This window comes from Halorussus ruber (assembly GCF_004765785.1).
GTDB lineage: Archaea > Halobacteriota > Halobacteria > Halobacteriales > Haladaptataceae > Halorussus > Halorussus ruber.
This window is the reverse complement of record NZ_SBIT01000020.1, coordinates 22,094-46,051: the sequence shown is the minus strand read 5'-3', so window position 1 is coordinate 46,051 and position 23,958 is coordinate 22,094. Positions and strand designations below refer to the sequence as shown.

The 23,958-nt window shown below is 65.4% G+C and carries 25 protein-coding genes; 10 read left to right on the top strand and 15 right to left on the bottom strand.

The features are described 5' to 3' along the window. The first annotated feature begins 474 nt into the window (after positions 1-474). The 3 genes from EPL01_RS20635 to EPL01_RS20625 all read left to right on the top strand — a co-directional run bounded on the left by EPL01_RS20635 (position 475) and on the right by EPL01_RS20625 (position 4,578). Positions 475-2,430, top strand: coding sequence for a DEAD/DEAH box helicase (locus EPL01_RS20635; RefSeq protein WP_135827175.1), 1,956 nt, complete (start codon positions 475-477; stop codon positions 2,428-2,430). Positions 2,431-2,549: 119 nt separating this feature from the next. Further along, positions 2,550-3,605 carry a right-handed parallel beta-helix repeat-containing protein gene (locus EPL01_RS20630; protein WP_135827174.1) on the top strand — a complete coding sequence of 352 codons (1,056 nt, stop codon included), beginning with the start codon at positions 2,550-2,552 and terminating at the stop codon, positions 3,603-3,605. A 649-nt stretch (positions 3,606-4,254) separates the two neighbouring features. After that, positions 4,255-4,578 (top strand): tRNA-binding protein, encoded by a 324-nt coding sequence (locus tag EPL01_RS20625; RefSeq protein WP_135827173.1) that lies wholly within the window; start codon positions 4,255-4,257, stop codon positions 4,576-4,578. 21 nt (positions 4,579-4,599) lie between these two features. Here EPL01_RS20625 and EPL01_RS20620 read toward each other — a convergent pair whose 3' ends face one another. The 5 genes from EPL01_RS20620 to EPL01_RS20605 form a co-directional block, all read right to left on the bottom strand. Further along, positions 4,600-5,817, bottom strand: coding sequence for a glycoside hydrolase 5 family protein (locus tag EPL01_RS20620; RefSeq protein ID WP_135827172.1), 1,218 nt, complete (start codon positions 5,815-5,817; stop codon positions 4,600-4,602). 134 nt (positions 5,818-5,951) lie between these two features. Next, on the bottom strand, positions 5,952-6,305 hold the full coding sequence (locus EPL01_RS20615) for a hypothetical protein (RefSeq protein WP_135827171.1): 354 nt from the start codon (positions 6,303-6,305) through the stop codon (positions 5,952-5,954). A 153-nt stretch (positions 6,306-6,458) separates the two neighbouring features. Beyond that, on the bottom strand, positions 6,459-6,758 hold the full coding sequence (locus EPL01_RS21895) for a hypothetical protein (protein WP_168215971.1): 300 nt from the start codon (positions 6,756-6,758) through the stop codon (positions 6,459-6,461). Between the two features lie 81 nt (positions 6,759-6,839). Continuing rightward, the gene (locus tag EPL01_RS20610) at positions 6,840-7,145 is read right to left on the bottom strand and encodes a hypothetical protein (protein WP_135827170.1); all 306 of its coding nucleotides are present in this window, start codon (positions 7,143-7,145) and stop codon (positions 6,840-6,842) included. Between the two features lie 585 nt (positions 7,146-7,730). Further along, complete coding sequence (locus tag EPL01_RS20605) at positions 7,731-8,330, bottom strand: DUF5789 family protein (protein WP_135827169.1); 600 nt, start codon at positions 8,328-8,330, stop codon at positions 7,731-7,733. 167 nt (positions 8,331-8,497) lie between these two features. Between EPL01_RS20605 and EPL01_RS20600 the strand changes: the two genes are divergently transcribed. Together EPL01_RS20600 and EPL01_RS20595 are read left to right on the top strand one after the other, a co-directional pair. Continuing rightward, positions 8,498-8,956, top strand: coding sequence for a hypothetical protein (locus EPL01_RS20600; RefSeq protein ID WP_135827168.1), 459 nt, complete (start codon positions 8,498-8,500; stop codon positions 8,954-8,956). Continuing rightward, positions 8,957-9,307, top strand: coding sequence for a DUF7410 domain-containing protein (locus EPL01_RS20595; RefSeq protein WP_246045808.1), 351 nt, complete (start codon positions 8,957-8,959; stop codon positions 9,305-9,307). A gap of 14 nt (positions 9,308-9,321) precedes the next feature. Here EPL01_RS20595 and EPL01_RS21890 read toward each other — a convergent pair whose 3' ends face one another. The 4 genes from EPL01_RS21890 to coxB form a co-directional block, all read right to left on the bottom strand. After that, positions 9,322-9,465, bottom strand: coding sequence for a hypothetical protein (locus EPL01_RS21890; protein ID WP_168215970.1), 144 nt, complete (start codon positions 9,463-9,465; stop codon positions 9,322-9,324). A gap of 85 nt (positions 9,466-9,550) precedes the next feature. Beyond that, positions 9,551-9,814 (bottom strand): cytochrome C oxidase subunit IV family protein, encoded by a 264-nt coding sequence (locus EPL01_RS20590; RefSeq protein WP_135827167.1) that lies wholly within the window; start codon positions 9,812-9,814, stop codon positions 9,551-9,553. A 34-nt stretch (positions 9,815-9,848) separates the two neighbouring features. Further along, on the bottom strand, positions 9,849-12,410 hold the full coding sequence (locus tag EPL01_RS20585; RefSeq protein WP_135827166.1) for a cbb3-type cytochrome c oxidase subunit I: 2,562 nt from the start codon (positions 12,408-12,410) through the stop codon (positions 9,849-9,851). After that, complete coding sequence (coxB, locus tag EPL01_RS20580; RefSeq protein WP_135827165.1) at positions 12,407-13,225, bottom strand: cytochrome c oxidase subunit II; 819 nt, start codon at positions 13,223-13,225, stop codon at positions 12,407-12,409. The genes EPL01_RS20585 and coxB overlap by 4 nt, the downstream gene beginning before the upstream one ends. A gap of 96 nt (positions 13,226-13,321) precedes the next feature. Between coxB and EPL01_RS20575 the strand changes: the two genes are divergently transcribed. The 4 genes from EPL01_RS20575 (at position 13,322) to EPL01_RS20560 (ending at position 17,335) form a co-directional block, all read left to right on the top strand. Beyond that, on the top strand, positions 13,322-13,855 hold the full coding sequence (locus EPL01_RS20575; protein WP_246045806.1) for a DUF6789 family protein: 534 nt from the start codon (positions 13,322-13,324) through the stop codon (positions 13,853-13,855). A gap of 347 nt (positions 13,856-14,202) precedes the next feature. Continuing rightward, a complete protein-coding gene (locus EPL01_RS20570) occupies positions 14,203-15,489 on the top strand; it encodes a tyrosine-type recombinase/integrase (protein WP_135827164.1) in 1,287 nt (428 codons plus the stop codon). A 75-nt stretch (positions 15,490-15,564) separates the two neighbouring features. Further along, a complete protein-coding gene (locus tag EPL01_RS22295) occupies positions 15,565-16,872 on the top strand; it encodes a DUF2238 domain-containing protein (RefSeq protein ID WP_135827163.1) in 1,308 nt (435 codons plus the stop codon). A gap of 58 nt (positions 16,873-16,930) precedes the next feature. Continuing rightward, positions 16,931-17,335, top strand: a complete 405-nt coding sequence (locus EPL01_RS20560) for a DUF8048 family protein (protein WP_135827162.1) — start codon at positions 16,931-16,933, stop codon at positions 17,333-17,335. A gap of 30 nt (positions 17,336-17,365) precedes the next feature. Here EPL01_RS20560 and EPL01_RS20555 read toward each other — a convergent pair whose 3' ends face one another. From EPL01_RS20555 to EPL01_RS20535, 5 genes are all read right to left on the bottom strand, one after another. After that, positions 17,366-18,562: a phosphotransferase family protein gene (locus EPL01_RS20555; RefSeq protein WP_135827161.1), complete on the bottom strand. Its 1,197-nt coding sequence runs from the start codon at positions 18,560-18,562 to the stop codon at positions 17,366-17,368. A 61-nt stretch (positions 18,563-18,623) separates the two neighbouring features. Next, positions 18,624-19,247: an FAD-dependent oxidoreductase gene (locus tag EPL01_RS20550; protein ID WP_135827160.1), complete on the bottom strand. Its 624-nt coding sequence runs from the start codon at positions 19,245-19,247 to the stop codon at positions 18,624-18,626. A 68-nt stretch (positions 19,248-19,315) separates the two neighbouring features. Then, positions 19,316-19,777 carry a hypothetical protein gene (locus EPL01_RS20545; RefSeq protein WP_135827159.1) on the bottom strand — a complete coding sequence of 154 codons (462 nt, stop codon included), beginning with the start codon at positions 19,775-19,777 and terminating at the stop codon, positions 19,316-19,318. A gap of 68 nt (positions 19,778-19,845) precedes the next feature. Then, on the bottom strand, positions 19,846-20,379 hold the full coding sequence (locus tag EPL01_RS20540) for a hypothetical protein (protein WP_135827158.1): 534 nt from the start codon (positions 20,377-20,379) through the stop codon (positions 19,846-19,848). Between the two features lie 411 nt (positions 20,380-20,790). Next, the gene (locus tag EPL01_RS20535; RefSeq protein WP_135827157.1) at positions 20,791-21,246 is read right to left on the bottom strand and encodes an MBL fold metallo-hydrolase; all 456 of its coding nucleotides are present in this window, start codon (positions 21,244-21,246) and stop codon (positions 20,791-20,793) included. A 378-nt stretch (positions 21,247-21,624) separates the two neighbouring features. On the opposite strand from EPL01_RS20535, the gene EPL01_RS20530 reads away from it, so the two are divergent. Next, complete coding sequence (locus tag EPL01_RS20530) at positions 21,625-21,861, top strand: hypothetical protein (protein ID WP_135827156.1); 237 nt, start codon at positions 21,625-21,627, stop codon at positions 21,859-21,861. A gap of 74 nt (positions 21,862-21,935) precedes the next feature. On the opposite strand, the gene EPL01_RS20525 is transcribed toward EPL01_RS20530, so the two are convergent. Continuing rightward, on the bottom strand, positions 21,936-23,783 hold the full coding sequence (locus EPL01_RS20525; RefSeq protein ID WP_135827155.1) for a S9 family peptidase: 1,848 nt from the start codon (positions 23,781-23,783) through the stop codon (positions 21,936-21,938). Positions 23,784-23,958 lie beyond the last annotated feature (175 nt).

Below are 23,958 nucleotides of genomic sequence, written 5' to 3'. Positions count from 1 at the left end.
GCGGGCGAACGGCAACCGGCTTTTCGCCGCTCTGGCAGGCGCTCTCCGTCCCGCGTGGCGAACCGACCTCGGTCCGGACCGACCAACTCGACGGCCGACTCGCCGACCGGCCGGACCGATTCGGCGCACGTCCGCTCTACTACCGACCCGGTTCTGCACTCGCGGCCTCAGCGACCGTCGGTGCGGCACTCTTCGCAGACGGCCACTTCCGCCGAAATTGGGCCGTCCTTCGGAGCGACTGGTAAGACTGTAATCGGAACGTACTCCCGGCAGTACGCACAGCGTTCAATGGCCGCGATTCCCGTGTCCATGTGACCCCCGTCAAACCCACACTACTCAAGCTTTACTCTGGCTGTCAATATACAGAAATAAATCTTGTGGCCATTAGTTGGAAATTCAACCCCGCCGTTCAATGTAAAAGAATCGATTTTAATAGCGCAAATCGTTTAATTCTCACGCCCCTATCGCGGTTCGATGACTGATTCCGAGGACGACGTTGGCCCAGCGGACCCCCCGAGCGACGAGTCCGAGAGCAGAGAATCACCGGACGACCAGACTGTCCCCGCCGAGAGCGACCCGACCGACTCCACCGAAAGCGACGACGCCTCCTCCTCGGTGGACGTCGAGGAGTTCCACGACGCCGTCGAGGAGTTCGGACGCCCGGTCGTCACCGCCGAGGAGGTCGCCCGCGCGCTCGACCGGTCCCAAGCCGAAACTGACGACGCCCTCTCGGGCCTCTCGGAGGGCGAGGGCAAGGGCGTCGAGCGCCTCGACGTGTCCAACGACCCCGTGGTCTGGTACCCGACCGACTGGGGCGAACTCGCCGACCGCGAGCGCGTGGTCGTCTTCCCCAAGCGCCGCGAGTTGGTCGTGGACCAACCGACCCAGTTCACCCGGGCGCAACTCTCGCAGTTCGCCCACCTCGTGGACACCACCCGCGACGGCGGGTACATGTACGAGATTCGCCAAGAGGACGTCTGGGCCGCGCCCTTCGACGACTTCGAGGACCTCATCGGCACCGTCAGGGACGTGCTCCCCGAGCGGTCGCCCCACCTCGAAGAGTGGATAGAGGGCCAGTGGAAGCGCGCCCGCCAGTTCGTCCTCCGAACCGACGACGAGGACGGCTACGTCGTCCTCGAAGCCGCAAGCGAGGACCTGATGGGCAACGTCGCGCGCCAGAAACTCGACTCGGGCCAACTCCGCGCGCCCCTCTCGGATACCGAAAGTTGGGTCGCCGAGGAGTCCGTCGCCGAGGTCAAGCGCATCCTCTACGAGGCCGGATACCCCGTCAGCGACGAGCGGGACCTCGAAACCGGCGAGGAGTTGGACGTGGACCTCGGCCTCGACCTCCGGCGCTACCAGCAGGAGTGGGTCAACCAGTTCGTCCAGCAGAAGGCGGGCGTCCTCGTCGGCCCGCCCGGAAGCGGCAAGACCGTCGCCGGGATGGGCGCAATCGAGGCGGTCGGCGGCGAGACCCTGATTCTGGTGCCGGGGAGGGAACTCGCAAATCAGTGGCGCGAGGAGCTGCTGGCCCACACGAATCTCTCGCCCGACCAAATCGGTGAGTACCACGGCGGCGAGAAGGACGTGCGACCCGTCACCATCGCCACCTACCAGACCGCCGGGATGGACCGCCATCGCCAGCTTTTCGACCAGCGCGAGTGGGGTCTCATCATCTACGACGAGGTCCATCACGTGCCGAGTCGGGTCTTCCGCCGCTCCGTGGAACTCCAGAGCAAGCACCGCCTCGGCCTCTCGGCCACGCCGGTCCGCGAGGACGACAAGGAGGAGGAAATCTTCACCCTCATCGGCCCGCCCATCGGGACCGACTGGGACGCGCTGTTCGAGGCCGGATACGTCCAAGAACCCGAGGTCCAGATTCGCTACGTCCCGTGGGACGACGAGACCTACCGCCACGAGTACGGCACCGCCGAGGGCCACGAGAAGCGCCAGATCGCCGCGAGCAACCCGGCCAAGTTGGACGAGATTCGCCACCTGCGCGGGGAGCATCCCCACGCCAAGACCCTGATTTTCGTGGAGTACCTCGACCAAGGCGACGAACTGGCCGAGGCGCTCGGCGTCCCGTTCATCTCGGGCGAGATGCGCCACGCCCGCAGACAGCACCTGCTTCAGGAGTTCAAGTCGGGCGAGCGCGACACGCTCGTCGTCTCGCGGGTCGGCGACGAGGGCATCGACCTGCCCGACGCCGAGTTGGCAATCGTCGCCTCGGGCCTCGGCGGGTCGCGCCGACAGGGCGCACAGCGCGCTGGCCGGACGATGCGCCCGACGGGGAGCGCCCGGATGTACGTCCTCGCCACCCGGGGCACGACCGAGGAGGACTTCGCGCGCCGACGGATGCAACACCTCTCGGCGAAGGGGGTCCGAGTGACCGAGCGGAGCGCGGAGGCCGTGGAAGACCGCAGGCCGTAGCTGACCGCCCGCCGAGGACGCCGACCGTAACCGAGTCGGAGCGAGATTCCCCGTCGATAATCCGCGTTACGCCACGGAATCGGCCGAATAACGATAGTTGGCAGAAACGAACGTCCGGTATGCGCCGCGCGCTCCTCGTCGTCCTGCTCGTCGCGCTTCCGGCGGCTGGTTCGCCGACTGTTCCCGCCGAACGACCGACCGAACCCGCGACCATCGACTCCTGCACGACTCTCTCCGAACCCGGAACCTACGCGCTCACCGCCGACATCCGGAACGCCGCGGCGGGCCAGTGCATCCGAATCCGGGCCAGCGACGTGACTCTGAACGGCAGGGGTCACCTCGTGGACGGACGCGGAGCCTTCGGCACCGCAGGAGTCACGGTCGGCACGTGGGCGCGGAGCGTCTCGAACGTCACAATCCGCAATCTCACGGTCGCCGAGTGGGACGACGCGGTGCGCCTGACCGAGGCCGACCGGGGCCGACTCGACGACGTGACCGCCACCGAGAGCCGGGTCGGTGTTCGCCTCTACAGCGCGAGCGAGAATCGCCTCGCCGACGTGCGCGCCGCCGACAACGCGGTCCACGGCGTCTCGCTGGTTGACGACAGCGACCGAAACCGCGGCGAGAATCTCTCTGCTGTCGGAAACGCGCTCTTCGGCGTCCACCTCGGGGCCGACTCGTCGGGCAACCGGATTCGGAACGTGACCGCCCGAAGTAACGAGTACGGCGTCGTGGCGGTCGGCGCGGACGAGAACCGAGTGGTCGGCGGAAGCGCGACCGGCAACCGCATCGCGGGCGTCTGGCTCTCGGCGGCGGACGCGAATCTGGTCGCGGACCTCCGCCTCCGAAACCGCTTCTACGGCGTCTTTCTGGCCGACGACGCGGCGAACAACACGCTCCGGGGGAACCGCGCCCGGGACAACGCGGTCGGGTTCCGCCTCCGGAACAGCGACGGGAACCACCTCCGGGGAAATCTGGCGACGGGCAACCGCGACGGGCTGCTGTTCATCGAGAGCGACCGCAACTCGGTGGTCGAGAACCGCGTGACGGGCAACCGGCGAGGAGTCTCCCTGCTGGCCTCCAGCGACAACCGCTTCCGGGCGAACGTCGTTCGGGACAACCGGCGGAACTTCGTGACTGCTCGTGGGAGCGAGAACAACAGCGTTCCGGCTTGATATGAATATATATGTTTAGTAATTGTATATATTGCTAAAACATATAGTAATATTTCTTAGGAGGGGCTAACCTCCCCCTTCTACTCCGGCGCGCGCTGGCGCGGTCGTCACGAGCGTAGCGAGTGACTGCTCGGCGGACGCGGGTTGTCCGCCGGTGCCTCCGTGCCACACCACCGTCGCGCGAGGTCTTGCCGAGCGTAGCGAGGCAAGGCTCGTCAGAGCTTGCCTCTGACGGTGGACGACTGAGCGACTGCAAGGAGCGAAGGAGGAGGCTGGGGAGGACGAGGTGCGGTCGCAGTGCGGGGCGGTTGCGGGAGACGCCTCGGCTCACGCCTGAAGCTAGCTTCCTGTTTCCTTCCTCCGTAGTTTCCGGAGTGTTCGGAGAAGTCAGTCGAATCGCAAGCTGTAGTTTCGAAAGCCCTCGCGCGGTTCGCGGTCGCTCAGCGACATATCTCCGGCTCACCTTCGATTCGCCTCCGATAGGGGTCGCTGAGACGACCACGTAAATGCGAACCGCGCTCGCCCTTTCAGTCCGCCAAGGAGCGTAGATTGTTCCACCGAGCGATTCCGGAGATTTGTCACCCAAATCCGACCACCACGGTCTGCCTCCGACTCGATACTTAAGTCAGATGCCGCACAAGCAGTCCCCATGTCCGAAGGTCCGTTCGACACCACCTTCCGCGTCGGCGAGGTCACAGACGCCGAGGAGTTCCCCGCGACGAACAAGCCCGAGATGGCCAAGCTGAAAATCGACCTCGGCGACGAGGAGGTCCAGTCGGTCGCCCAGACCGGGTACAACTACGACCCCGCCGAACTCGTCGGTCGGCAGGTCCTCTGCGCGACGAATCTCGGCTCGGTCCGCATCGCGGGCTACGAGTCCGAGGTCCTGACCGTGGGCGTCCCCGACGAGGAGGGCCATCCCGTCCTCGTCGCGCCGGACGAGGGGGTCCCGCTGGGCGGGGAACTCTACTGAGGCCGCCCTCCCTCCTCGACTTTACCCGCCGCTGTGGGCGTGACGCTTGACTTTCATCGCCCACTCGGGCCACTCTTGGCGCTGTTCGATGTCGCTCACGTCCGACTCGCCGGACATCGCCTTGATGGCCTCGGCGTCGTCCTTGTTCCAGACCGCGCCGTCCTCGTGGAACAGGCCGTTGATGATGCCCCGCTTTCGCATGTACCGGACGTAGGCCGGTTTCACCATCAGCGACCAGAAGAAGTTGCCGATGCCGTGTTGGTGGATGGTCGGCGCGATGGAGGCGTAGTCAGGTTGCCACTGGTCTACCGTCTTGGTGCTACCCCACCCGTAGTTGGCGATGCGCTGCCACTCGGTGAGGTAGACCGGCATGTCGAGGTCCTCGCCGAGTTGCTTGGCGTCCGGGAGCAGGTCGTGGTACACCTGCTTGTTGCTCGGGAAGTTGTAGTGGAACTGGAGGATGTCCGCGCCCCAATCGACGTAGTCGGCGTTGTTGGCGAGGCTGGTCGAGCCGACCGTCAGCGGGACCGACCCGCGGTTCTCGGCGATGGTCTCGAACATCCCGGCGGCGAACTTCTTCATGTTCGGGAGCCAGCCCGGTTCGTTCATCGCCTCAACGGCGAGCAGGCGGTCGTCGTCCTTCCAGCGGTCCATGAACCACCGGACGAACTCGCGGGGTTCGTCCCACTTGTCCTCGTTGACGATGACGTCGCTCGAGGGCGACTGGACCGGCGGGGCCGTCAGCGGGTCCTGGTCGTGGAGGTTCTTCTCGCTCGGCTCTTTGCCCACGCTCTCGAACAGGCCGAACAGGACCCGTATCCCGCGGTCGTCGGCCGCGTTCAGGAAGTGGTCGATGGACTGCTCTAACTTCTCGGGGTCCTCGTGCCACTGCTCGAAACTGACCCACGTCCGGATGGCGTTGATGTTCACCCGCTCGGCGTAGCCGAGGTCGCGCTCGATGACGCTCTCGTCGTAGTTGTGCCACATCTGGAAGGTGTTCCACGCCCGAGCCGGGACGTAGAGCGCGCCCCGCACGTCGATGGGGTCGGCGTTGGCCTGCGCCATCTCCTCGGGCGTCGTCTCGGTCACCGTGGCTGGCCCGGACCCGTTCCCCTTCGAGTCCGCGGTGTCGGCGTCGCCGCGCCTGCTTCCGGTCGGAGCGGCGCAGCCGCCGATTCCGGCTACTCCGGCGACCGTGGTTGCTCCCAGAAACTCGCGTCGAGTGTACCGTCTGGTCATTGACGCTCGCCACGATACCATCCGGTGTAAAAGTGCACTTACGTTGCGCGATAAGTGCCGCGTGTCAAACTGTGTAATCTCGTGTTTAGGGGGATGGTATCTCGCTCCGGACGGACTATCTCGCTCCGGACGGACTATCTCGCACCCCGGAGGACGATTTTCGCGTCGCACTCCGGGCAGGCGTCGCGCCCGGCGTCGAACTCGGTTTCGCAGAACGAACAGACGTGAATCTCCTCGGGGGCCGATTCGGTCGAGGAGGTCGATTTGCCCGACGCATTCGACCCCGATTCGTCGCTATCGCCGCCGTTTGCGCCCGAGTCGCCCGCCGAGTCGCCTGCCGAATTGCTCGCCGAATCGCCCGCCGAGTCGGCGGTCGAGGAGCGTGCCGCGCCCTCGCGGCGAGCGTCCGTGCCGGTCCGGTCGCTCTCCTCGCTCTCGTCGCCGTCGCTTCCCCGCAGGCCGTCCGTGATGTCTTTCAGTACGTCCATGACATCGGGTTCTCTGGGCCACGTTTCCATTGTTATGGCGGGCCTTGCTCCGGCGTAAGGAGGGCCTTCGCGCCGTTTGCGACCGCCTACTCGGACTGTTGTCAACGATAAAATGCTACAGAAACAGGAGATAAAAGATGGCTAATTCGCGGGTCAGTCGAGCGTCCGGGCCGCGAGACGGGCCGCGTAGAGCGCCAGCAGGGGGACCGCGCGGGCCGCGGCGACGACCGCCGCGACGGCCGCGAGGAGGGCGAAGGGATTGGCGGGCAGGGTCGCAAGCAGGACGGCGAGCGCGACGACGGCGGCCGTCGCACCCGCGCCGAGGGTCGCTATCGCCGCGCCAGCGACGAGTGCGCCTGCGGCGTAGCCACTCGCGGCGCGGCGAGTTCGGGTCGCCGCGTCTCGGAGTGTCGTCTTCGTCGGCAGTTTCGCGGTGTACTTCGTGTATCGCATGGGTCTGGATTGGGTCGGGTTCGGTGGTTCGTCGGTACGTCGAGTTGGTGTGTCGATGCGTCGGGACGAGGAGTCCGCTCCTCACGACGAGCGGTCGGTCTCGACCGCGCTGACCGTGCGGACGCCGAACTGGTCGGCGACGGTCTCGCGGACGGCGGCCCGCTCGTCCTCGACCGAGTCGTCGAGGTGGACGCGCAGGCGAACTTCGGCGTCCACGCGGAGGTCGTTGAGCGTCGGGGTGACGCCCGAGATGTCCACGACCTCGGTGCGGTCGACCGCGGCGCTCCGGCCGAGGACGGTGACGATACCGTCCTGCAGGGTGCCGTCGTCGCCGCGGGGCACTTGGATTTCGAGGTCGGCGGTCGCGTCGATTTCGCGTGCGTTCATTGTTGTGGTGTTCTGAGTGTGTCGTTTGCAGTCGATGCCTGCCCGTCTCCCGAGCGCGAGACGCGACGCTACGGGAGCGCGGAGATGCCTCTGGTCGGTGGGTGCCGACTCGCGGGAGACGCGCGCCGTGCTACCGAGTCGGTGCGCCGGAGAAGGACGTGGCCGAACGGACCACCTTCCCGACGCACGCCGCTCGCTTCCGAGTCGAAATCGAGAGGAAGCGAGCCGACCCGGCGTTCCGGTCCGCGCGAACTCGGAGACAGAGTCCACCGAGTTCGCGCCCGAGACGCCTTACGCGGTCGGGGTGGTCCGTTCGAGGCGATAGGTCATATCACCCACAGAATCCACCCCTCCGGCGCGCTCGAACGCCCAGATAGTCCCGGCATAACGCTCGCAAGCCGGGATACCGGACTGGCCGCTCTCGGCAGTATTGCCGAAAGTGCGGGCCCGGAGTGGTGGATTGCTCATGGGTGAATCACCTCGCGCGCCCGGTCGTGCCGGGCGACGGAGTGTCTTTGGCTATAATCGGTTATCTATTAAAACTGACTGAACTGTGCTAACGTATGACGGGCATCTTCGCGTCGTCTAGATTCCCAGCCACTCGTCGTTCCGGACCTGATAGCCGTTCGACCGGCAGAACTTCGCCGCTTGGCGGCGGACCGCTCGGGACTCCGGTAGCTTCTTCTTGTCGCGGATTCGCTCGACTATCCAGTCGGTGATGACCCGAATCCCTTCGTCGTCGTCGTCGGCGTCGATTGCTTTGAGTTCCCGAAGGGTCTTCTCGTAGGCGTCGCGCTGCGAGCCACCGAGGCTCGCGTTCTGGAGCGTCGCAGTCGCTTCTACGATTCGCTTCATCGCCGCGGCGACCGTCGGTCGTTGCACCCGCATTCGGACTGCCGCAGGTGAGTCGAACGTCTCCTCGTCGGTGTCCGGCACCAACTCTTCTACCGTGTGGCTCTCGGCGGTCGATTCGACCGTCCGGTCGCCGACCGCTGCGACGACCTCGCTCCCGGTCGCCGGGAAGGACACGGATTCGAGTTCCTCCTCGAACTCGGTGAGTTCCGCGGCGTCTACCTGCGGTTCCGTCTCGTCGCTGCGCTCTAGTTCCGCGGCGAGGTCACGCTCTCGTTGGCGTCGCTCGGCGTCGTCGGCTTGCTTGTTCCGGCCTGTTTTGTCGTCTGCCATTCCTAAATACAGGGTCTCCAGCCGGAAAGGTGTGTGGCTGGCGAGCGGGAGTTTCCGTCGGCACTCGACAGGCTTCCCGAGACGGAAACGAATCTCGAACGTCCGCGCTCAGTCGAGGTCAAAGCTTATGCCTGTTAATAACTAACAATTGTTATGGACTGGTTCGTATGGCCGAAACAACCTATCTGGTGAGCGCCATCCTGACCGGGGCGCTCCTGCTCGCGGTCGGGACGCTCGTCCTCCGAATCGAGAACTGGCGGCGGTACGAACTCGCTGGCGTCGCAGGGACCGGCGGGCGAGCAAGTGCGGACGGCGGGCGCTCCGCCCGGGCGTCCGGTGACGACTCGGTCGGCGCGTGGGTCGCGGGGTTCCTCGCGCTGGTCGCTATCGCGGGCGGCGGCGCGGTCCTGCTCGTCAGCGACGCCGGAGTAGCCAGCGCGGTCGGAAGCTGGCTCGCGCTCGCGGTCGTCTTCGGCGTCCTCCTCGGCGCGTTCCTGCTCTGGGGGACCTACAACTCCGCTCGCTTCCGGGGCCTGCCGAGCGCCCACGCCGCGCTGGTGAGTGCGTGGCTCTTTGGCACGCTGTTCGTCACCGGAATCGCCGTCAAACTCGTCCTCGCCGGATAGATGGCGGTCGAGTCCCCCAAATCTCCGGAGATTCCCGAGTCTCCCGAGACCCCCGAACCCCCGGGGACTTCCGAGTTCCCCGAGGTCCGGGTGCCAGACGGCGAGACGCCCCCGCGGTGCCCCTACTGCGCTCGACCCTTCCGGACCGAGCGACTGCGCGCGCTCCACCTCGGCGACGTTCACGCCGAGGAGTCCACCGACGACCAGCGAGTGGCGTACGACGAGGCCCGCGAGGCCGAGCGCGAGGACCTGTTTCTGTTCCACCTCAAGGTCGTCGCGGCGCTCGTGGCGATATACGCCCTGCTTCTGCTGGCGTACATGGCCGCCTCGGCGATGCAGACGCCGGGATGAATCGAGAAAGCGGGCTACTCGTACCTGACCGCGAACTCCTCGCCGCACTGGTTGCAGAACCCGTCGCGGACCTTCCGGCCGCTGTACTCCTCGTGGACGCGCCGGACGGACCGGCGCGCGGGAATCGACACCCCGTCTTCCCGTCGCAGTACGGACACGTCACTCGAACGTCTTTTTCGGCCGTGCGTCGTTCGTCCGAGTCTCCGGTAAAAAATTTTACGTGAAGGTCGAGATCCCGCCGGGTCAGAGTATCGAGTACGCCGCCGCGGTCGTCAGCGCCAGCGCGGCCAGCAGGCCGACGAACATCGTGAACGTCACCGACCGCGGCTCCCACTTGAGGTGCTGGTAGTACCACGCTACCATCAGCGCCTTCACGAACGACAGCGCGATGATGGCCCAGAACGCGGTCCAGTAGGGCAGGCCGCCCGACTGCTCGACGAGGACCTGCGCTGTTGCGAACGCGAACAGTACGACGTAAATCGCGGTGTATAGTTTGACTCGGGTCATGGTTGGATGTCGGTGGTTGATTTTCTGGTCGTGGTCACAGGATGTAGAACAGCGGGAACAGGAACAGCCACACGATGTCCACGAAGTGCCAGTAGAGGCCGAAGTACTCCACCGGCCGGTCGTCGTCCAGATACGCCCCGTTCCACGCTCGCACGAGGAGGTACAGCGTCACGATTAGCCCCGCGATGACGTGCAGGCCGTGCAGACCCGTCGTCAGGTAGAACGTCGAGGACGCGATGTTGGTCCCGATGTTCCACCCCTGCGGAAAGGCCTCGGTGTGGACGTGGAACAGGTGCAACCACTCCAGCGCCTTGTTGACGAGGAACGCCATCCCGAGGACGAAGGTGGTCGCCAGCGACCCGACCAGTCCCCAGCGACTCCCTTTCTCCGCCGCCACGAGCGCCAGCACCACCGTGAAACTGCTCGTGAGGAGGATGTACGTGTTGATGAGTCCGGGCAGAGGGACGTGGGCCTCGGGAATCAGGTGGTGCCAGTTCGTCCACCCCTCCGCGACCCGGATGAAGGCGTAGGAGCCGACGAACGCGCCGAACAGCACCACGTCGCTGGCGAGGAATATCCAGACCCCGAGCTTGGTGTTCTCGACGCCCTCGAACGGCCAGCTCTCGCCGAAGGGGCCGGTCAGCGCGTGGAACTCCTCGGTCGCCATCGCAACGAGCGCGGCCAGCCCGCCGACCAGTCCGCCGACCGTCAGCGCGGCGTAGAACCCGCCTTCGATTCCGGACGGGAAGCTGGCGTTCTGGAGACCCGAGAGGCCGAACAGCAGGACGAACGACGCGACGCCGATGGCGAACGGCCAGATGCTCGCGTGGCTCTCGGGTTCGTCCGCTGCGTGGGTGTCGGCGGCCTGCGAGACTGACGCGCCGCCGTCCGTGGCCTCCTCGACCGTGAACTCCCCGCCGTCGGCCACGCTCCCGCCCGTGCCGCCGGTCCTGCTACCGGCCCCCGGCAGGAACTTCAGCGACCCGTCGCGGAAAGTCGGCTTGCCGGGGAAGTTCTCCAGCGGCGGGGGCGAGGGAATCGCCCACTCGGTCGTGGTCGAGTACTGCCACGGGTTGTCGTCGGCCTCCTCGCCCCGCCAGAGGCTCACGAACAGGTTGTAGAACATCACGAGGAAGGAGGCTCCGAGTACGAATCCGCCGACTGTGGCGACTTGGTGCCACCCGACGAAGACCTCCGGATACACGAAGTCCCGCCGAGGAGTCTCCCACGCGACGAACATCGGGAAGTAAAGCAGGTTGAACCCGACGAAGTAGAGCGCGAAGTGGACCTTGCCCAAAAATTCGTCGTACATCTTCCCCGTCATCTTGGGGTACCAGTAGTAGAGGCCGCCGACCAGCGCGGTCACGCCGCCGACCATCACGTAGTGGAAGTGCGCGACCACCCAGTAGGTGCCACGGAACTCGTAGTCCAGCACCACCGCGCCGAGGAAGACGCCCGTGATGCCTCCGAGGATGAACAGCATCAGCGCGCCGAAGGAGAACAGGAAGGGCGTGGTGAACCGGACCTTCCCCTTGACCGTGGTGTAGATGAGCGCGAACACCATCAGGTCGAAGGGCAGCGAGATGCCGATGGTAGTCGCCATGAACAGCGTCTTGATTTGGAGGTTGATGCTCGTCAGGAACATGTGGTGCATCCAGACGAGGAAGCTCTGGAGCGCGACCAGCACCATCGCGGCGATGAACCACTTGCGGCCCACGAGCCGACGCCCCGTGAAGGTCTGGAAGCACTCGGCCATCACGCCCAGCGCCGGGAAGAAGACGATGTAGACCTCGGGATGGCCGAAGAACCAGAACAGGTGCGCCCACAGCAGCGAGCCAGCGTGGCCGGTCGCCGAGAAGTAGGTCGTCCCGAGGAGCCTATCTGCGGACAGAATCATCAGCGCCGCCAGCAGGGCGGCGAACGCGAACAGCATCATCCACGTCGTGAGCAGGATGGTCCACGTGAAAAGCGGCATCCGGCGCAGAGTCAGCCCCTCGGCGCGCATCCGGTGCATCGTCGTCAGGAAGTTGACCGACCCGACCGTGACGGAGGCGGTGAACATCGTGAGCGCCAGCACCGCCGTACTCGCGCCGATGTTGGGCGTGTAGACCGGCAGGTTGAGCGGGGCGTACATCGTCCACCCGCCGGAGAAGGTGCCGCCCTGAAAGAACGAGACGCCCATCAGAATCCCCGAGAACAGGTAGAGCCAGTACGACAGCGCGTTGAGTCGGGGGAAAGCGAGGTCCTTCGCGCCGATTTGCAGGGGCACCACGTAGTTTGCGAACCCGAACGCGAACGGCGAGAGGAACCAGAAAATCATGAGGAGGCCGTGTGCAGAGACGGCCTGATTGTACTGGAGCGGTTCGAGGAGGCTCACGCCCGGCGTCCACAACTGGAGGCGCATCAGCAGCGCCAGCACGCCCCCGAACACGAGGAAGAACAGCGCCGTGATGGTGTAGAGGACGCCGATGTCCTTGTGGTTGGTCGTGACCAGCCATCGCTTGACGTGACCGGGGTCGGGCAGGTCGTGGTGGTGGTCCGCGCCGTGGGTCGCGTCGGCTACTCCGCCGTCGGCTTTCGTATTTTCGTCCGTCATGCAACCACCTCCAGCGAACTCGCGGCCGCTGGCACGCTCGGAGCGCCGGTCGGCGCTCCGAGCGCGGACGAACCGTCCGGCGCGTCGCCCGCGCTACTGCTGTTCGAATTTCCGTTCGGGCCGCTGGTGTTGGCGTACCACGCCTCGTACTCGTCGGGTTCCATCACGACGACCTCGGCGGTCATGTAGGAGTGGCCCGCGCCGCAGAGTTCGAAACACCGGGCCTCGTAGGTCCCGGTCTCGTCGGCGCGGAGCCACGTGTCGGTCGTCTGGCCCGGAATCGCGTCGGTCTTGACGCGTAAGTCGGGCACCCCGAAGGTGTGGAACACGTCGTCTGAGGTCACGCTCAGGCGAATCGTCTCGTTCTCAGGTACGCGCAAAGTGGAGGCGGAGTGGCCGTTCGGGTAGACGAACTCCCACCCGAACCGGAACCCGACCACTTCGATGTTGGTGGTCTCTCCCTCCTCGCCCGGCGGGTTCTCCTCGACGTAGAGCAGCGTCCCGTAGGTCCACGCGATGAGCGAGACCACGATGATGGTGCTGAGACCGAACGAGAGGAAGAGTTTCCGACCGCCGCCTCCTCCGGTCGGGAGTTCCCCGAGGCGCGGCGCGTCCGGGTCGTCGCCCCGACCGTCGCCGTCGCGGTACTTGTAGGCGTTGTACACCATGTAGCCGACGACGACGACCCCGACCAGCGTCCCCAGCGCCAGAAAGACCGTGAATATCTGTCGGAACACTTCGACGCGGGTTCCCTTCGGTACGATTCCCCCCTGCTGGAGGACTACGTGCGCGTAGTCCCCGGCCCCCAGCTTCATGGTGGTTGATAACATGACGCGTGGACTTATCTATTTTGGACAAACTTTCGTGAACGTTGAGGAAGGCTTATCGTTCGTGAGGTGGTAACTACCCACATGGATGGGGAAGAGAGAGACATCGGGGCCGAAATGCGCGAAGACGTGGCCGAAGCGGCCGCGGAACCGGACTTTGATCACCTATGGGGAATCGTCGTGGACGGTCTCATCGGCGCGGTCGGAGGACTGGTTGGGACCGGCGCGCTGACGGTGGGACTGCTCATCGCGGCGTCGCTCGGGGCGTTCCAAATCGAGAGCTTCGGGACGCTGTCCGAACTCACCGGATTCAACGCCATTTTACCGCTGAGTCCGACCGCGGTCGGGTTCGTCCTGTTCCTGCTGACCGGGATGGTGATGTGGCCCCTGCTGTTCGCGTCCATCGGGGCGTACCTGCCGGGAGAGAAGTACGCGACCAAGGGCCTCCCGTTCGGATTCGTCCTCTGGACCGGGTTCGCACCCGCGTTCTACGAGGGCTACACCGGACTGGCGCTGGTGCTGTACCTCGTGCTGACGCTCGGGGCGCACTTCTCCTACGGGTTCACCCTCGGGGCCGTCTTCGACTACCTCGGCGACCGACCAGAGACGTTGGTCTAGCATTGCTTCGAAAACAATTACCTTTCTTTAGAAATTAGATAGTTGGCTTAGATGGGCCTCAGCGTCCTTTCGAGTGGCAAAGTCGATTGATTCAGCGAGTCAATCGTCTCCCGCTCGCCACGACTCGACCCGGGAATTTTATATATCGAGATACAGTTTATTCGTTTTCCCGTCGCTCGCGCCGAATATTCCGTGGGGATAACAGACTCCACCAGTCCGTTATTTCCATAAAATTATAAGCAAAGCGTGAGAACCGGCGAAACGACCAGATATGACGGTCTTAGATTCGCGCCATCCAACGCAGACGGCGTCTACCGCCGGTTCGACGCGACGGGAGGACCGAACCCGTGACTGAAACGACGAAACAGGACGGTCAGGGTGGCGACCCCTTCGCCGACGTTCGCTGGACGACGTGTTCGCTCGAAGATTTCTGTGACCTCTACTGGGAGGCCGTCGCCCCGCGGCTCGAAGCCGAGGGAAAGGACCCGGAGAACCACCGTCCGACCCATCAGTGGTTCCGCAACGAAGGGCTTCGCGCCTTCGTCGCCGCCCTCCGCAGACACCACGACCGCTCGTTCGGCGACTTCTGGCGCGAGGACCTCGGTTTGGGCGGCGGCGACGGCTACGACTGGGAGACCGACCACTCCGAGACCCGAGACGCGCTCCGGAACTTCCTCGATCGGCGGCGCTCCCGCCACTCGCTCCGGAAATCGTCTATCGACGCGAAACGCCGTCGGCTCAACCTCTACGTCCGAGCGTACCGCGAGGCCAACGACACCGACGACCTGCTGTCGGCCGTCGCCCGCGAGTCCGATGTTCCGGTGTACGACGCCGTCAACGCCTGTTACGCGGCATTCGACTGGCTGAACGACCGCGAGTACAGCGCCCGAACGAAAGTCCGGGTCCGAAGCGTGGTGGACGACTGGTACCAGCACCTCGTGGGTCGCCGACTCGCCGCGGTCAACCCCGCGACCGGCCTCTACGACGAGTTCAAGTGGCAGGCCGAGGAGTCCGACCCGTCGCTCCTCTCCGCTCGCCACGTCCAAGACCTCTCCTCGGCGGCCGACTCGCCCCGCGAGCGCCTGCTGGTCGTCGCCCTCGCGGCGTGGGGACTCCGAGCGAACGAGGTCGCCAGCCTCCACGTCTCCCAAATCGTCCGCGACGTGGGACCGGACGAAGCGCCCTACGTCACGTTCGAGGAGCGAAAGAACGGGCCGGGCGAGGTCAACCTCGTCTACGGACTGAACGCGCTCGACGACAGAATCGAGGACCTCGCGGGCGAGGACGCGGACTGGTCGGGCTACCTCTTCCCCTCCCGGCAGGGCGCTGACCCTCACGCGGCCCGCGAGACGATTTGGTCGTGGTTTCGAACCCTCGCCGAGCGCGCAGGCCTCCCCGAGGAAATCGACGGCGAGCGCCCGAGTCCACAGCTCTGTCGGCGGTACTGGTACGACACCTACACCTCGGTTCTGGAGGGCGTGCTGGACGAACTGGAGGGCATCGCGGCCGAACAGGGGAGCGACGACCCCCGCGTCGTCATGTCGAATTACCTCTCGGAGGAGCGCGCTCGCCGGGTCCGCCGGGAGTTCATGCGCGCGGAACTCGCCGAGGCGTTCGAGGGAGAGGTAGAATAAACTCCATTCTGCGATATGTAATCTGCCAATTTCGCCCTGCTCCACGCTTTTACCTGTCCCCGCCGTATCCCGATTGTGCCCGGAGAGACCAAAGCCGCGGACGGCATCGTCGCGCGACGACGAAACGCGGTCGCAACGTGGGTCTTGCTCGCCTGCATCGGCGTCGCCGCGCTCGTCAGCACCAGCCGCGGCGACTTCCTCTGGACCGGTCTCGGCCTCGCGTCGATTGCCATCGCAGCGGTGCCGGTCGCGGCCTACCGGCGCTGGTCGGCGACGCTCCCGTGGGAGGTGTCGCTGTTCGTCGCCGTTCCCTACGTCCTCGAGTCGTTCGACCTGCTCTTGCCGCGGTCGGTCGCGGCGTTTCTGGTCGTCCCGGCGCTCGCGCTGGCCGTCGCGGTCGAGTTCGACACCTTCACCGTGGTCGAGATGTCGCCCGGGTTCGCCGTGCTGTTCGTCGTGACCACCACGATGGCCGCCGCGGGAGCGTGGGCGGTGGTCCAGTGGACCGTGGACCTCGCGCTCGGGACGAGCAACCTCCGGGGACTCTACTGGGTGATGTGGTCGCTGACCGCCGCGACGGGGGTCGGCGTCTTCGCGGGACTGCTGTTCACGGTCTACTTCCGGCGCGTGGACCGCGAGCGCCTCGGCTTCTGGACTGGGAGGGAGCGCAAGTCGTCGGCCACCGAGTCCTCGGCTTCGAAGGGCGACGCTGACTCCGCCGACGCCGACTCCGCCGACGATTGGCTCGGCCTCTCCGACCGCGACCAGCGCCGGGTCGTCCGCGCCTTCCAACTCGCGCTGGTCGGCGTCCTCGCGGTCGGCCTCTACGAGTTGAACGTCGGCGTGGTCGTCAACGCCCTCGTCGCGCTCGCGGTGATGGAACTGCCCGGCCTCCTCGAACGCGACTTCGGGTTGCCAATCGACGCCCGCCTCACGCTCTGGATCGTGATTCCGGTCTTCCTCCACGCTATCGGATCGCTCGGACTCTACGGGATGTTCGGACTCTGGGACAACCTCACCCACGCGCTCTCGTCGTCGCTGGTCGCGGCGGCGGGCTACGCCACGGTCCGGGCGTTCGACGTTCACGACCCGCTGGTCTACCTCCCGCGGAAGTTCGTGGCCGGGTTCATCCTCATCTTCACGCTCGCGTTCGGCGTCCTCTGGGAACTGCTGGAGTTCGGCCTCGACGGGATGGCCTCGATGACGGGAACCGAGAGCGTCCTCGCGCAGGTGAGTCTGGCGAACACGATGAGCGACTTGGTGTTCGATTTGGTCGGCGGGGTGCTGGTCGCGGTCTGGGGCGGGGCGTACCTCTCTGGCGTCTCGAAGTCGCTGGCCGACAAGTTGGCGAGCGAAGAGGAGCCAGAGAAGCGGTCGAACTGACCGGGGACCGAGGAGCCATCAAACCTCTAAACCCCTCCGTCGTAGCACCCCGAAAGCCATGAGCGATACCAACCATCCGTTCTCCGAGGACCGAATCGCGGCGGTCGCCGACGAACGCGGCGTGAGCGAGGAGTCCCTCGACGACGCGCTCGCCCGGATTCAGGACGCAGTTTCACGAAACGACGACGAGTACGAGTACTCTTCACAGCACAACTTCGGGTGGCGCGACGAGGAGGCCTACTACCTCTACGGCGACGGCATCTGGGAGACGCTCCGGTCGGAACTCTCGCTGTCCGACGACGAGGCCGAGGCCGCCCGCGAGGTCCACCGCCGCGAGATGGTTGCCTCCGCCGAGGACCGAGACGGACGCGAGGCCCTCGACGGGATGTTCTCGGAGGGGGCCGAACCCCTCGTGGTCGTGGACACCGCCAGCGACCCGCCGCTGTACGGCCACGACGTGTGAATCTGTCCCGTTCCACATCTCATCTTCTCTCTACACCTCGAACGCCCCGCTGACGACGCTCTCGGCGAGCGTCGTCACGTAGTCGATGTGCGGTAGCCTGTCGGACTCGGCTTCTGATTTTGTCTCTGACTCTGCCTCAGATGCTGTCTCTGCCCCGTCCTCCCCGGACGCCGCCTCCTTCCGGGACTCGACTTGCTCGCGGTAGAGGTCCGCCCAGACCGTCGCCAGCAGATACGCCGCGAGCGCCACGTAGAACTGCCCGTTCTCGAAGGAGAAGCCCGTTTGCTCCTCGTAGCGAGCGATAAGCTCCCGCCGGGTCGGACTGCCGGGTCTCGACGTGAAGGGAGCCAACCCGTGTTGGTTGACCTCCCGGAGGTGCCGGAGTTCCTCCTCGTTCGAGTATTCGGCTTCGAGTCGGTCGAGCGAGGGCGTCGGGTCGCCCTCGTCGCGCCACCGGAGCAGGAGGTAGCCCAGTCCCGTCAGCGGATCGCCCAACAGCGCGGACTCCCAGTCGAGGACGCCGTTGATTTGGGGCCGGTCGGTTTCCGCGAACAGGAGGTTGCCGGGCCTGAAATCGCCGTGGACCAGCGTCGTGTTCGAGTCCGCGAGAGCATTTTCCCGAAGCCAGTCCCCGACCGACCGAAGTCTCGTGAACTCGCGTCCCGTCACGTTCGTCGCCTCGTCCAGTCGGTCCGACGCGCGAGCGACTTTCTCCCGCGGCGGTTTTCGTTCGAGGAGGCCCGCGAACGGTTCCGCGTCCAGCGAGTGCATCGCTGCGAGCGTGTCTACGAGACAGTTGGCGAACTGCTCGCGCGAGTCCGGACTCCGGAATCGCTCGGGGAGGTCCGAGCCGAGGGGAACGGTCTCGCCGTCGAGGCGGGTCATGACGAAAAACGGGTCGCCGAGAATCGACTCGTCGTCGCAGAACACCACTGGCTCCGGAGTGGGAAGTTCGGTCGCGTCGAGTCGTCGCATCACCTCCCACTCCCGCTCTATCCCTATCATGTACCCGGCGTCTCGCAACTTGTTCGGCTGTCGGAGGATGTATCTCTCGTCCTCCGCGGTCGAAATCGAGGCGATGAGATTCAGACCTTCCTCCAGTATCTCGATTTCGGTCACGTCCGCGCCGAGTTCCGCCGAGAGATACGATCCGAGTTTCGAGAGGGACGATTCGAGTTCCGGGGTTTCGAGGTTGGAGCCTTCGAGAGAAGAAGTAGTTTCCGTCATGACCTGACAGAAAACCCGCCAGTCAAAAAGGTTCTCGGTGCTGTGAGACGGGGACTCAATCCTACTCGTCTTCCGCTTCTTCCTCGTCGTCTTCCCCTCCTGCCTTCTCGTCGGGCAAATCGCTCAGACTCGGCACGTCGGCGGGAGTGTCGAAGTCGTGGAACTTCTCGCCCTTCTCGTTGCTCAGGATGTCGAGAGCGGCCGCGCCGCCGTCGCCCGCCGAGATGACCGCCTGCCACTCCTGATTGCGAATCATCGCGCCGGTGGCGTAGGCGTTCTCGACGCTGGTCTCCATCGAGAGGTCCACGGCCACGAGTTCCTCGTCGTCGAACTCGCATCCCAACTGCTCGGGCAGTTCGGTGTCGGTCCCCGTGGCGAAGACGACGTACTGGGCGTCGTACTCGGCGTCTTCGGTGGTGATAGTGAAGCCCTCGTCGCTCTCCTCGACTTCCGTGACCGCCTCGCCCATCCGGAGGTCCACGCCGCGGTCCTCGACCTGCCCGCGGGCGATGGTCATGAACTCGTCGCCGCCGAGGCTCCGGACGCCGAGGTAGTTGAACAGGTGTGCCTTGTGCATCCACGTCTCGTCGGTGTCGAACACGACGGTTTCGAGGCCGTTCTTCGCGGTGAACAGTCCGGCGCTGAGTCCGGCGGGGCCGCCCCCGACGATGGCAACTGTCGGCATGGCTCATGGCACGACGGGTATCGACGTAAACGTTGATGCCCCGGAAGGTTCGGCCGTGAGGGGTCCGGTTAAGTCAGGAGTTCGAGAGCGCCAGCACTCGTCAGGGCGTATCCGGCGAGCGTGGCGGTCCGGCTCGGCGTTCCCAGACATCGGTAGTTCGACCCGTCCACGTTCTCGCCGAAGTGGAGCGTGTTGGTCCACCAGTCGTACTCGACGCCGTGGTCGTCGGTCGGCACTCCGTACTCCGCTTCGTGGCAACTGACGGCACCGCCGTAGACGCCGAACAGAAAGGCGGCGAGTCCGACGACCACCGCGAGCGACGCGGCGCGCTGTCGCCAGTTCAGCCACGGTGCGGTCAGGAGCGTTCCGGCGGCGGCGACGCCGACGAGGAGTCGCAGGAGGCTCGTTTCGCCGGTCAGTCCGGTGCCGAAGTCGAGATACGCCGCGCCGAAGAGGAGCGCGGTGATAGCTCCGAACGTCGTGAGGCCGCGTCGGGAACGGAAGCGCGAGCGTCCGTCGCGGGAGACCATGTCGGAATCCCGACAGCCTAACCGGAAATAGATTGGGTTGTTATCGAATCAAACTGTCTGGACTCCCGTCAGCAGAAGTCGTCTAATCGCGTCTGGTCGCCAAGCAGCGGCCGGGCGTCGTAGTCGTACCGGGTGGCGAGGAGGTCCGCGAACTCCTCGTCGAACCCGTGGTGGGTGTAGACCACCTCGGGGTCCACCGCCTCCACGACCGCGACCAACTCGTCGAAGTCGCAGTGGTCGGTCAGCGGGAAGGTGGCGTCGTAGCCGCCCCGGTAGCGGAAGGACTCCTCGACGGCCCACCCCGAGAACCCGGCCTTCAGCGCGTCGTGGCGCTCGGTGAGAGTTTCCACCCAGTCGCTCCGCGAGAGGTTGGTCGGGAGAATCAGGATTTCGTCGCCCGCGAGGTCAATTCCGTCGTCGCTGTCGTCTCCCGCCGACAGCGACGACGGAATCGGCCCGGCCGGAAAGTCGAGGTCCGTCGCCTCCTCGATGGCGTCGTTGACGGTCCGAATCGCGTCGTGGACCACGATTTGGCGGTTCGTCGCCTGTCGGGCGAGGCGCTGGAGCTTCTGGGCCCTGCCGAGCGAGTAGCCGAACAGCACGAGCGGTCGGTCGTCGTGGTCCGCCAGCCAGTCCCGAATCCGGCCCTGAAGCTCCGTTTCCGGGGGAAATCGGTAGGTCGGCGTCCCTTGACATCCTCCCCGCCCTGAAGGGCGAGGATTCCCACGGCACCGCACCGCTGGGTTGGGATGGTTACGGTTTGTAGTCGCCTCGAAAGACGACTACTGGCTGTGCCAACCAGCCGTTACTCCTATCCCGGCATGGGATTCGGAGATACTTTTCTGACTTCACCCCGTGTTCCGATACAGAAAGGGGTTCTTTCTGCGCGGAATCGGAGAATTCCGATATTGTCCGATTGGCAGGGCGGACAGGCCGCCTCGGTTGACTATCACTACAGTATCTGACAACTTAAAACATCCGTTCACACGTGGTCGGTGGAGGAATTGTCGGATTCATCCCCGCGCTAAAGCATGGGGCTTTCTCCTTGCACTTCTGTAAGTCGTCTCCATCACCAGCACGTCGGCGTCCACGGGGTCGAACCCCTCCAAGTAGAGTCGGTCGCGCGTCGAGAAGTCGCCCGTGTAGAGGTAGCGCCGGTCGGCCCCGTCTGGGCGGTTTTCACCGTCGGCCTCGACCAGCGCGGCCCGCGACCCGACCACGTGACCCGAGGGCAGGAGCGTAATCTCGTCGGTCTCCTCGCGGAACTCCGGGAGCGACGCGCCGGTCCGGGCCTCGACCAGCGCGGCGGTCTCGGCCGAACAGACAACCGCTTCCGGAGTCTTCCGGAAGGTGTGGTCCGCGTGAGCGTGGCTCACGATATTCACGTCGCCGACCGCGCTGGCGGCGTCGGCGACGTAGGTCCGGTCGGCGTCGGTGATTCGAATCCCGTCTCTCTTTCGGACCGCCATCACCGGTTTTGGGGGTTGGAGGGTAATCAGTCCCGCGCTCCGGGGGAACCGACGCTACGGTCTCCTCGAGAAGAATAATATCTTGTCTTAAAGAATTAAATACTGGTGTTTATAAATTGTCCTGATTGCTTTAGAATCACGCTGTCCGTCGCGGCGTTGCGACGCTTCGACCCTCCTCCACCGCGCCACCCCGTCGTTTCCGCTGTCTCCCGCCACACCGGGGTTTCCGCTGTTCGCCGCACCGTCACGCCATCGTTTCCGTTGTTCGTCACACCGGCCTTTCCGCCGTCCGGCCTCCGGCACTCGTCACCCCGGCCTTTCCGCTGTCTTCGGCCATACCGCGATTTCCGCTGTTTTCGAGGCGGTCGGGATTCCCTCGTGGGTCGCGGTCGAGTCGGCAACTCGACCGCCGGGGAACGCCGTCTCGCGCGAGACGGCGACCCGCTTTTGTTCGTCCGGGCCGTCGCGTCGGACGTGATTCGCCTCCCGATTCGCCGCTGTCCGGAGTGCGGGTACGTCGGCCCGACGCGGAAGTTCGCCGAGGAGGACGGCGCGCGCTACCGGTGCCCGCGGTGCGGCCACGCGGTCGAGGCTCCGGACCCGCGCCTCGTCTGAGTCATACTGCGCTGGGCGACACCCGCGCCGTTCGACACCGGCGTTTCCGCTGTTTCGGCGGTGGCGTCGCGCGCTCAGTCCGTCTGCTCGACGCTCGCCGTCGCCTCCGGCAATCGACGCTTGAGGAAGTCGTCCAGCGTCTCGAACAGCCGAATCTTCTGGTCGATGTCCGAGGAGGCGTGGCCCTCCTCGCCGAGTTCGACGTACTCGAAGTCGCCGTCCTCGCCCTCTCGGTATCCGGCATCGAGCAACGCCTCGCGGAACAGTCGGGCCTGCGAGACCGGGACCCGCGAGTCGTTGACGCCGTGGACCATCAGCAGGGGCGCGTCGAGGTTCTCGACGTGTTCGATGGGACTGCGCTCCCGGTAGAGGTCCGGGTTCTCCTCGGGCGACCCGAGCTGCTTCTCCATGAGTTCGGTCCGGAAGTGGGGCATCGTGGTCTCGTACATCTCCTCCAAGTCCGTCAACCCTATCCACGCGATGCCCGCCGCGTAGAGTTCCGGATACTGGACCATCTGCCAGTAGGCCGAATAGCCGCCGTAGGAACCGCCGAAGACGACCACGCGCTCGTCGTCTATCCAGTCTTCCGCCATCAGTTGGCGGGTGGCTTCGGCCACGTCCTCCTGCTCGCCGCCGCCCCAGTCGTCGTAGAGCCGTTCCACGAACTCCCGGCCGCGGCCGGTCGAACCCCGGTAGTTGACCTGCAGGACGCTGTAGCCCCGCGAGACGAGGAACTGGGTGTAGAGGTCCCACGAGAGGCTGTCGGCGTGGCGCGGGCCGCCGTGAGGGTTGACCACCAGCGGCGAGGGCCGCTCCCCGGAGTCGTAGATGAGCGCGCCGATTTCCAGCCCGTCGTGCGATTCGAAGGTGAAGTACTCGGCTTCCGCGAATCGCTCGGGGTCGAACTCGCCGTACTCGGCCTCGACCAGCGTCTCGTACTCGTCGCTGTCGAGGTCGTAGACCAGCAGTTCGGGCCGCCGGTTCGAGGAGGTGTGGGTCACGACAATCCGGTCGTCGTCCAGCGCGAACTCGCCGGTCTGGGAGACGCTGGCGACCCCCTCCGGCAGGTCGAGTTCGCGTCCCTCGCCCGACGCAACGTCGTAGACCACCGGCACGACTTGGGCGTCTCGGGTGCGCTGGACGACGAACCGGTCGCCGCTGGGAAGGAAGCCGACTGGGTCCTCCTCGGCGTCGAGATTCCCGTACCACGTCACCTCGTCGCTGTCGAGGTCGTAGACTCCGGCCCGCGAGAAGTTCTCGGTGTTGTCCGAGACCAACAGGCGCTCGCCCGCCGGTCCCCAGTCGGCGGGCCAGGCCTCGGCCCCGATTTCGCCGATTTCGAGATTGCGGGCCTCGCTCCCGTCTGCGTTCGCCACGTAGGTGTCCACGTTGTCGTAGTCGTCGGCCTCGTTGGTGGCGTAGGCGATGCGCTCGCAGTCCGGCGAGAGCTTTCCGGCCCGGACCGCCCGCTCGTAGTCGGTGAGCTGGGTCGTCTCGCCGGTCGCCAAATCGTGGCGGTAGAAGTTCATCTGGCCGCTCTCGGGCGAGGCTACCAGCAGGGTCTCGCCGTCCTCGCCCACGTCAGAGAGGACCGTCTGGCCCTCGAGTTCGACCACCGACTCGACGTTCCCGTCGCGGTCGATGGCGAAGACGTCGTTCTGCTCGTCGCCGCCGTGGTCGTCGTGGAAGAAGACCCGACTTCCGTCGGCGCTCCACTTGATATACCACCGAGCGTTCCGCGGCACCTCGCCGTCGCTGACCTGCGTCAACTCGCCGGTCTCGGCGTCCGCGAAGTGGAGTTCGTTCCGGCCCGAGACGTCGTAGTACAGCGCAATCTCGTCGCCGTCGGGCGACACCGTCGGGTGGTGGAATGTCGGAAGCCCCGCGAGTTCTTCCAGAATGTCGAGATTTTCGTCGGTCACGTTTCGAGAAGCGATTGCGAGTCACAAAAGGGTTCGCAGAAACGTTTTTCAATTGGATACCTGATAGGTTCGCGCTCTCGCCCCGAACCGTTTTCCCCGACAGTACAACGCCACGGGCGGGTTCCTCCGTTCCCTGTGCCGGAGCGTCTTCGGCGGCGAGAGCTTCTTCCAGAAC

Excerpts from the sequence above, each read along its gene's own strand:
- EPL01_RS20635 (WP_135827175.1), top strand. The coding sequence starts at position 475 with ATGACTGATTCCGAGGACGACGTTGGCCCAGCGGACCCCCCGAGCGAC.
- EPL01_RS20630 (WP_135827174.1), top strand. The coding sequence starts at position 2,550 with ATGCGCCGCGCGCTCCTCGTCGTCCTGCTCGTCGCGCTTCCGGCGGCT.
- EPL01_RS20625 (WP_135827173.1), top strand. The coding sequence starts at position 4,255 with ATGTCCGAAGGTCCGTTCGACACCACCTTCCGCGTCGGCGAGGTCACA.
- EPL01_RS20620 (WP_135827172.1), bottom strand. The coding sequence starts at position 5,817 with ATGACCAGACGGTACACTCGACGCGAGTTTCTGGGAGCAACCACGGTC.
- EPL01_RS20615 (WP_135827171.1), bottom strand. The coding sequence starts at position 6,305 with ATGGACGTACTGAAAGACATCACGGACGGCCTGCGGGGAAGCGACGGC.
- EPL01_RS21895 (WP_168215971.1), bottom strand. The coding sequence starts at position 6,758 with ATGCGATACACGAAGTACACCGCGAAACTGCCGACGAAGACGACACTC.
- EPL01_RS20610 (WP_135827170.1), bottom strand. The coding sequence starts at position 7,145 with ATGAACGCACGCGAAATCGACGCGACCGCCGACCTCGAAATCCAAGTG.
- EPL01_RS20605 (WP_135827169.1), bottom strand. The coding sequence starts at position 8,330 with ATGGCAGACGACAAAACAGGCCGGAACAAGCAAGCCGACGACGCCGAG.
- EPL01_RS20600 (WP_135827168.1), top strand. The coding sequence starts at position 8,498 with ATGGCCGAAACAACCTATCTGGTGAGCGCCATCCTGACCGGGGCGCTC.
- EPL01_RS20595 (WP_246045808.1), top strand. The coding sequence starts at position 8,957 with ATGGCGGTCGAGTCCCCCAAATCTCCGGAGATTCCCGAGTCTCCCGAG.
- EPL01_RS20590 (WP_135827167.1), bottom strand. The coding sequence starts at position 9,814 with ATGACCCGAGTCAAACTATACACCGCGATTTACGTCGTACTGTTCGCG.
- EPL01_RS20585 (WP_135827166.1), bottom strand. The coding sequence starts at position 12,410 with ATGACGGACGAAAATACGAAAGCCGACGGCGGAGTAGCCGACGCGACC.
- coxB (WP_135827165.1), bottom strand. The coding sequence starts at position 13,225 with ATGAAGCTGGGGGCCGGGGACTACGCGCACGTAGTCCTCCAGCAGGGG.
- EPL01_RS20575 (WP_246045806.1), top strand. The coding sequence starts at position 13,322 with ATGGATGGGGAAGAGAGAGACATCGGGGCCGAAATGCGCGAAGACGTG.
- EPL01_RS20560 (WP_135827162.1), top strand. The coding sequence starts at position 16,931 with ATGAGCGATACCAACCATCCGTTCTCCGAGGACCGAATCGCGGCGGTC.
- EPL01_RS20555 (WP_135827161.1), bottom strand. The coding sequence starts at position 18,562 with ATGACGGAAACTACTTCTTCTCTCGAAGGCTCCAACCTCGAAACCCCG.
- EPL01_RS20550 (WP_135827160.1), bottom strand. The coding sequence starts at position 19,247 with ATGCCGACAGTTGCCATCGTCGGGGGCGGCCCCGCCGGACTCAGCGCC.
- EPL01_RS20545 (WP_135827159.1), bottom strand. The coding sequence starts at position 19,777 with ATGGTCTCCCGCGACGGACGCTCGCGCTTCCGTTCCCGACGCGGCCTC.
- EPL01_RS20535 (WP_135827157.1), bottom strand. The coding sequence starts at position 21,246 with ATGGCGGTCCGAAAGAGAGACGGGATTCGAATCACCGACGCCGACCGG.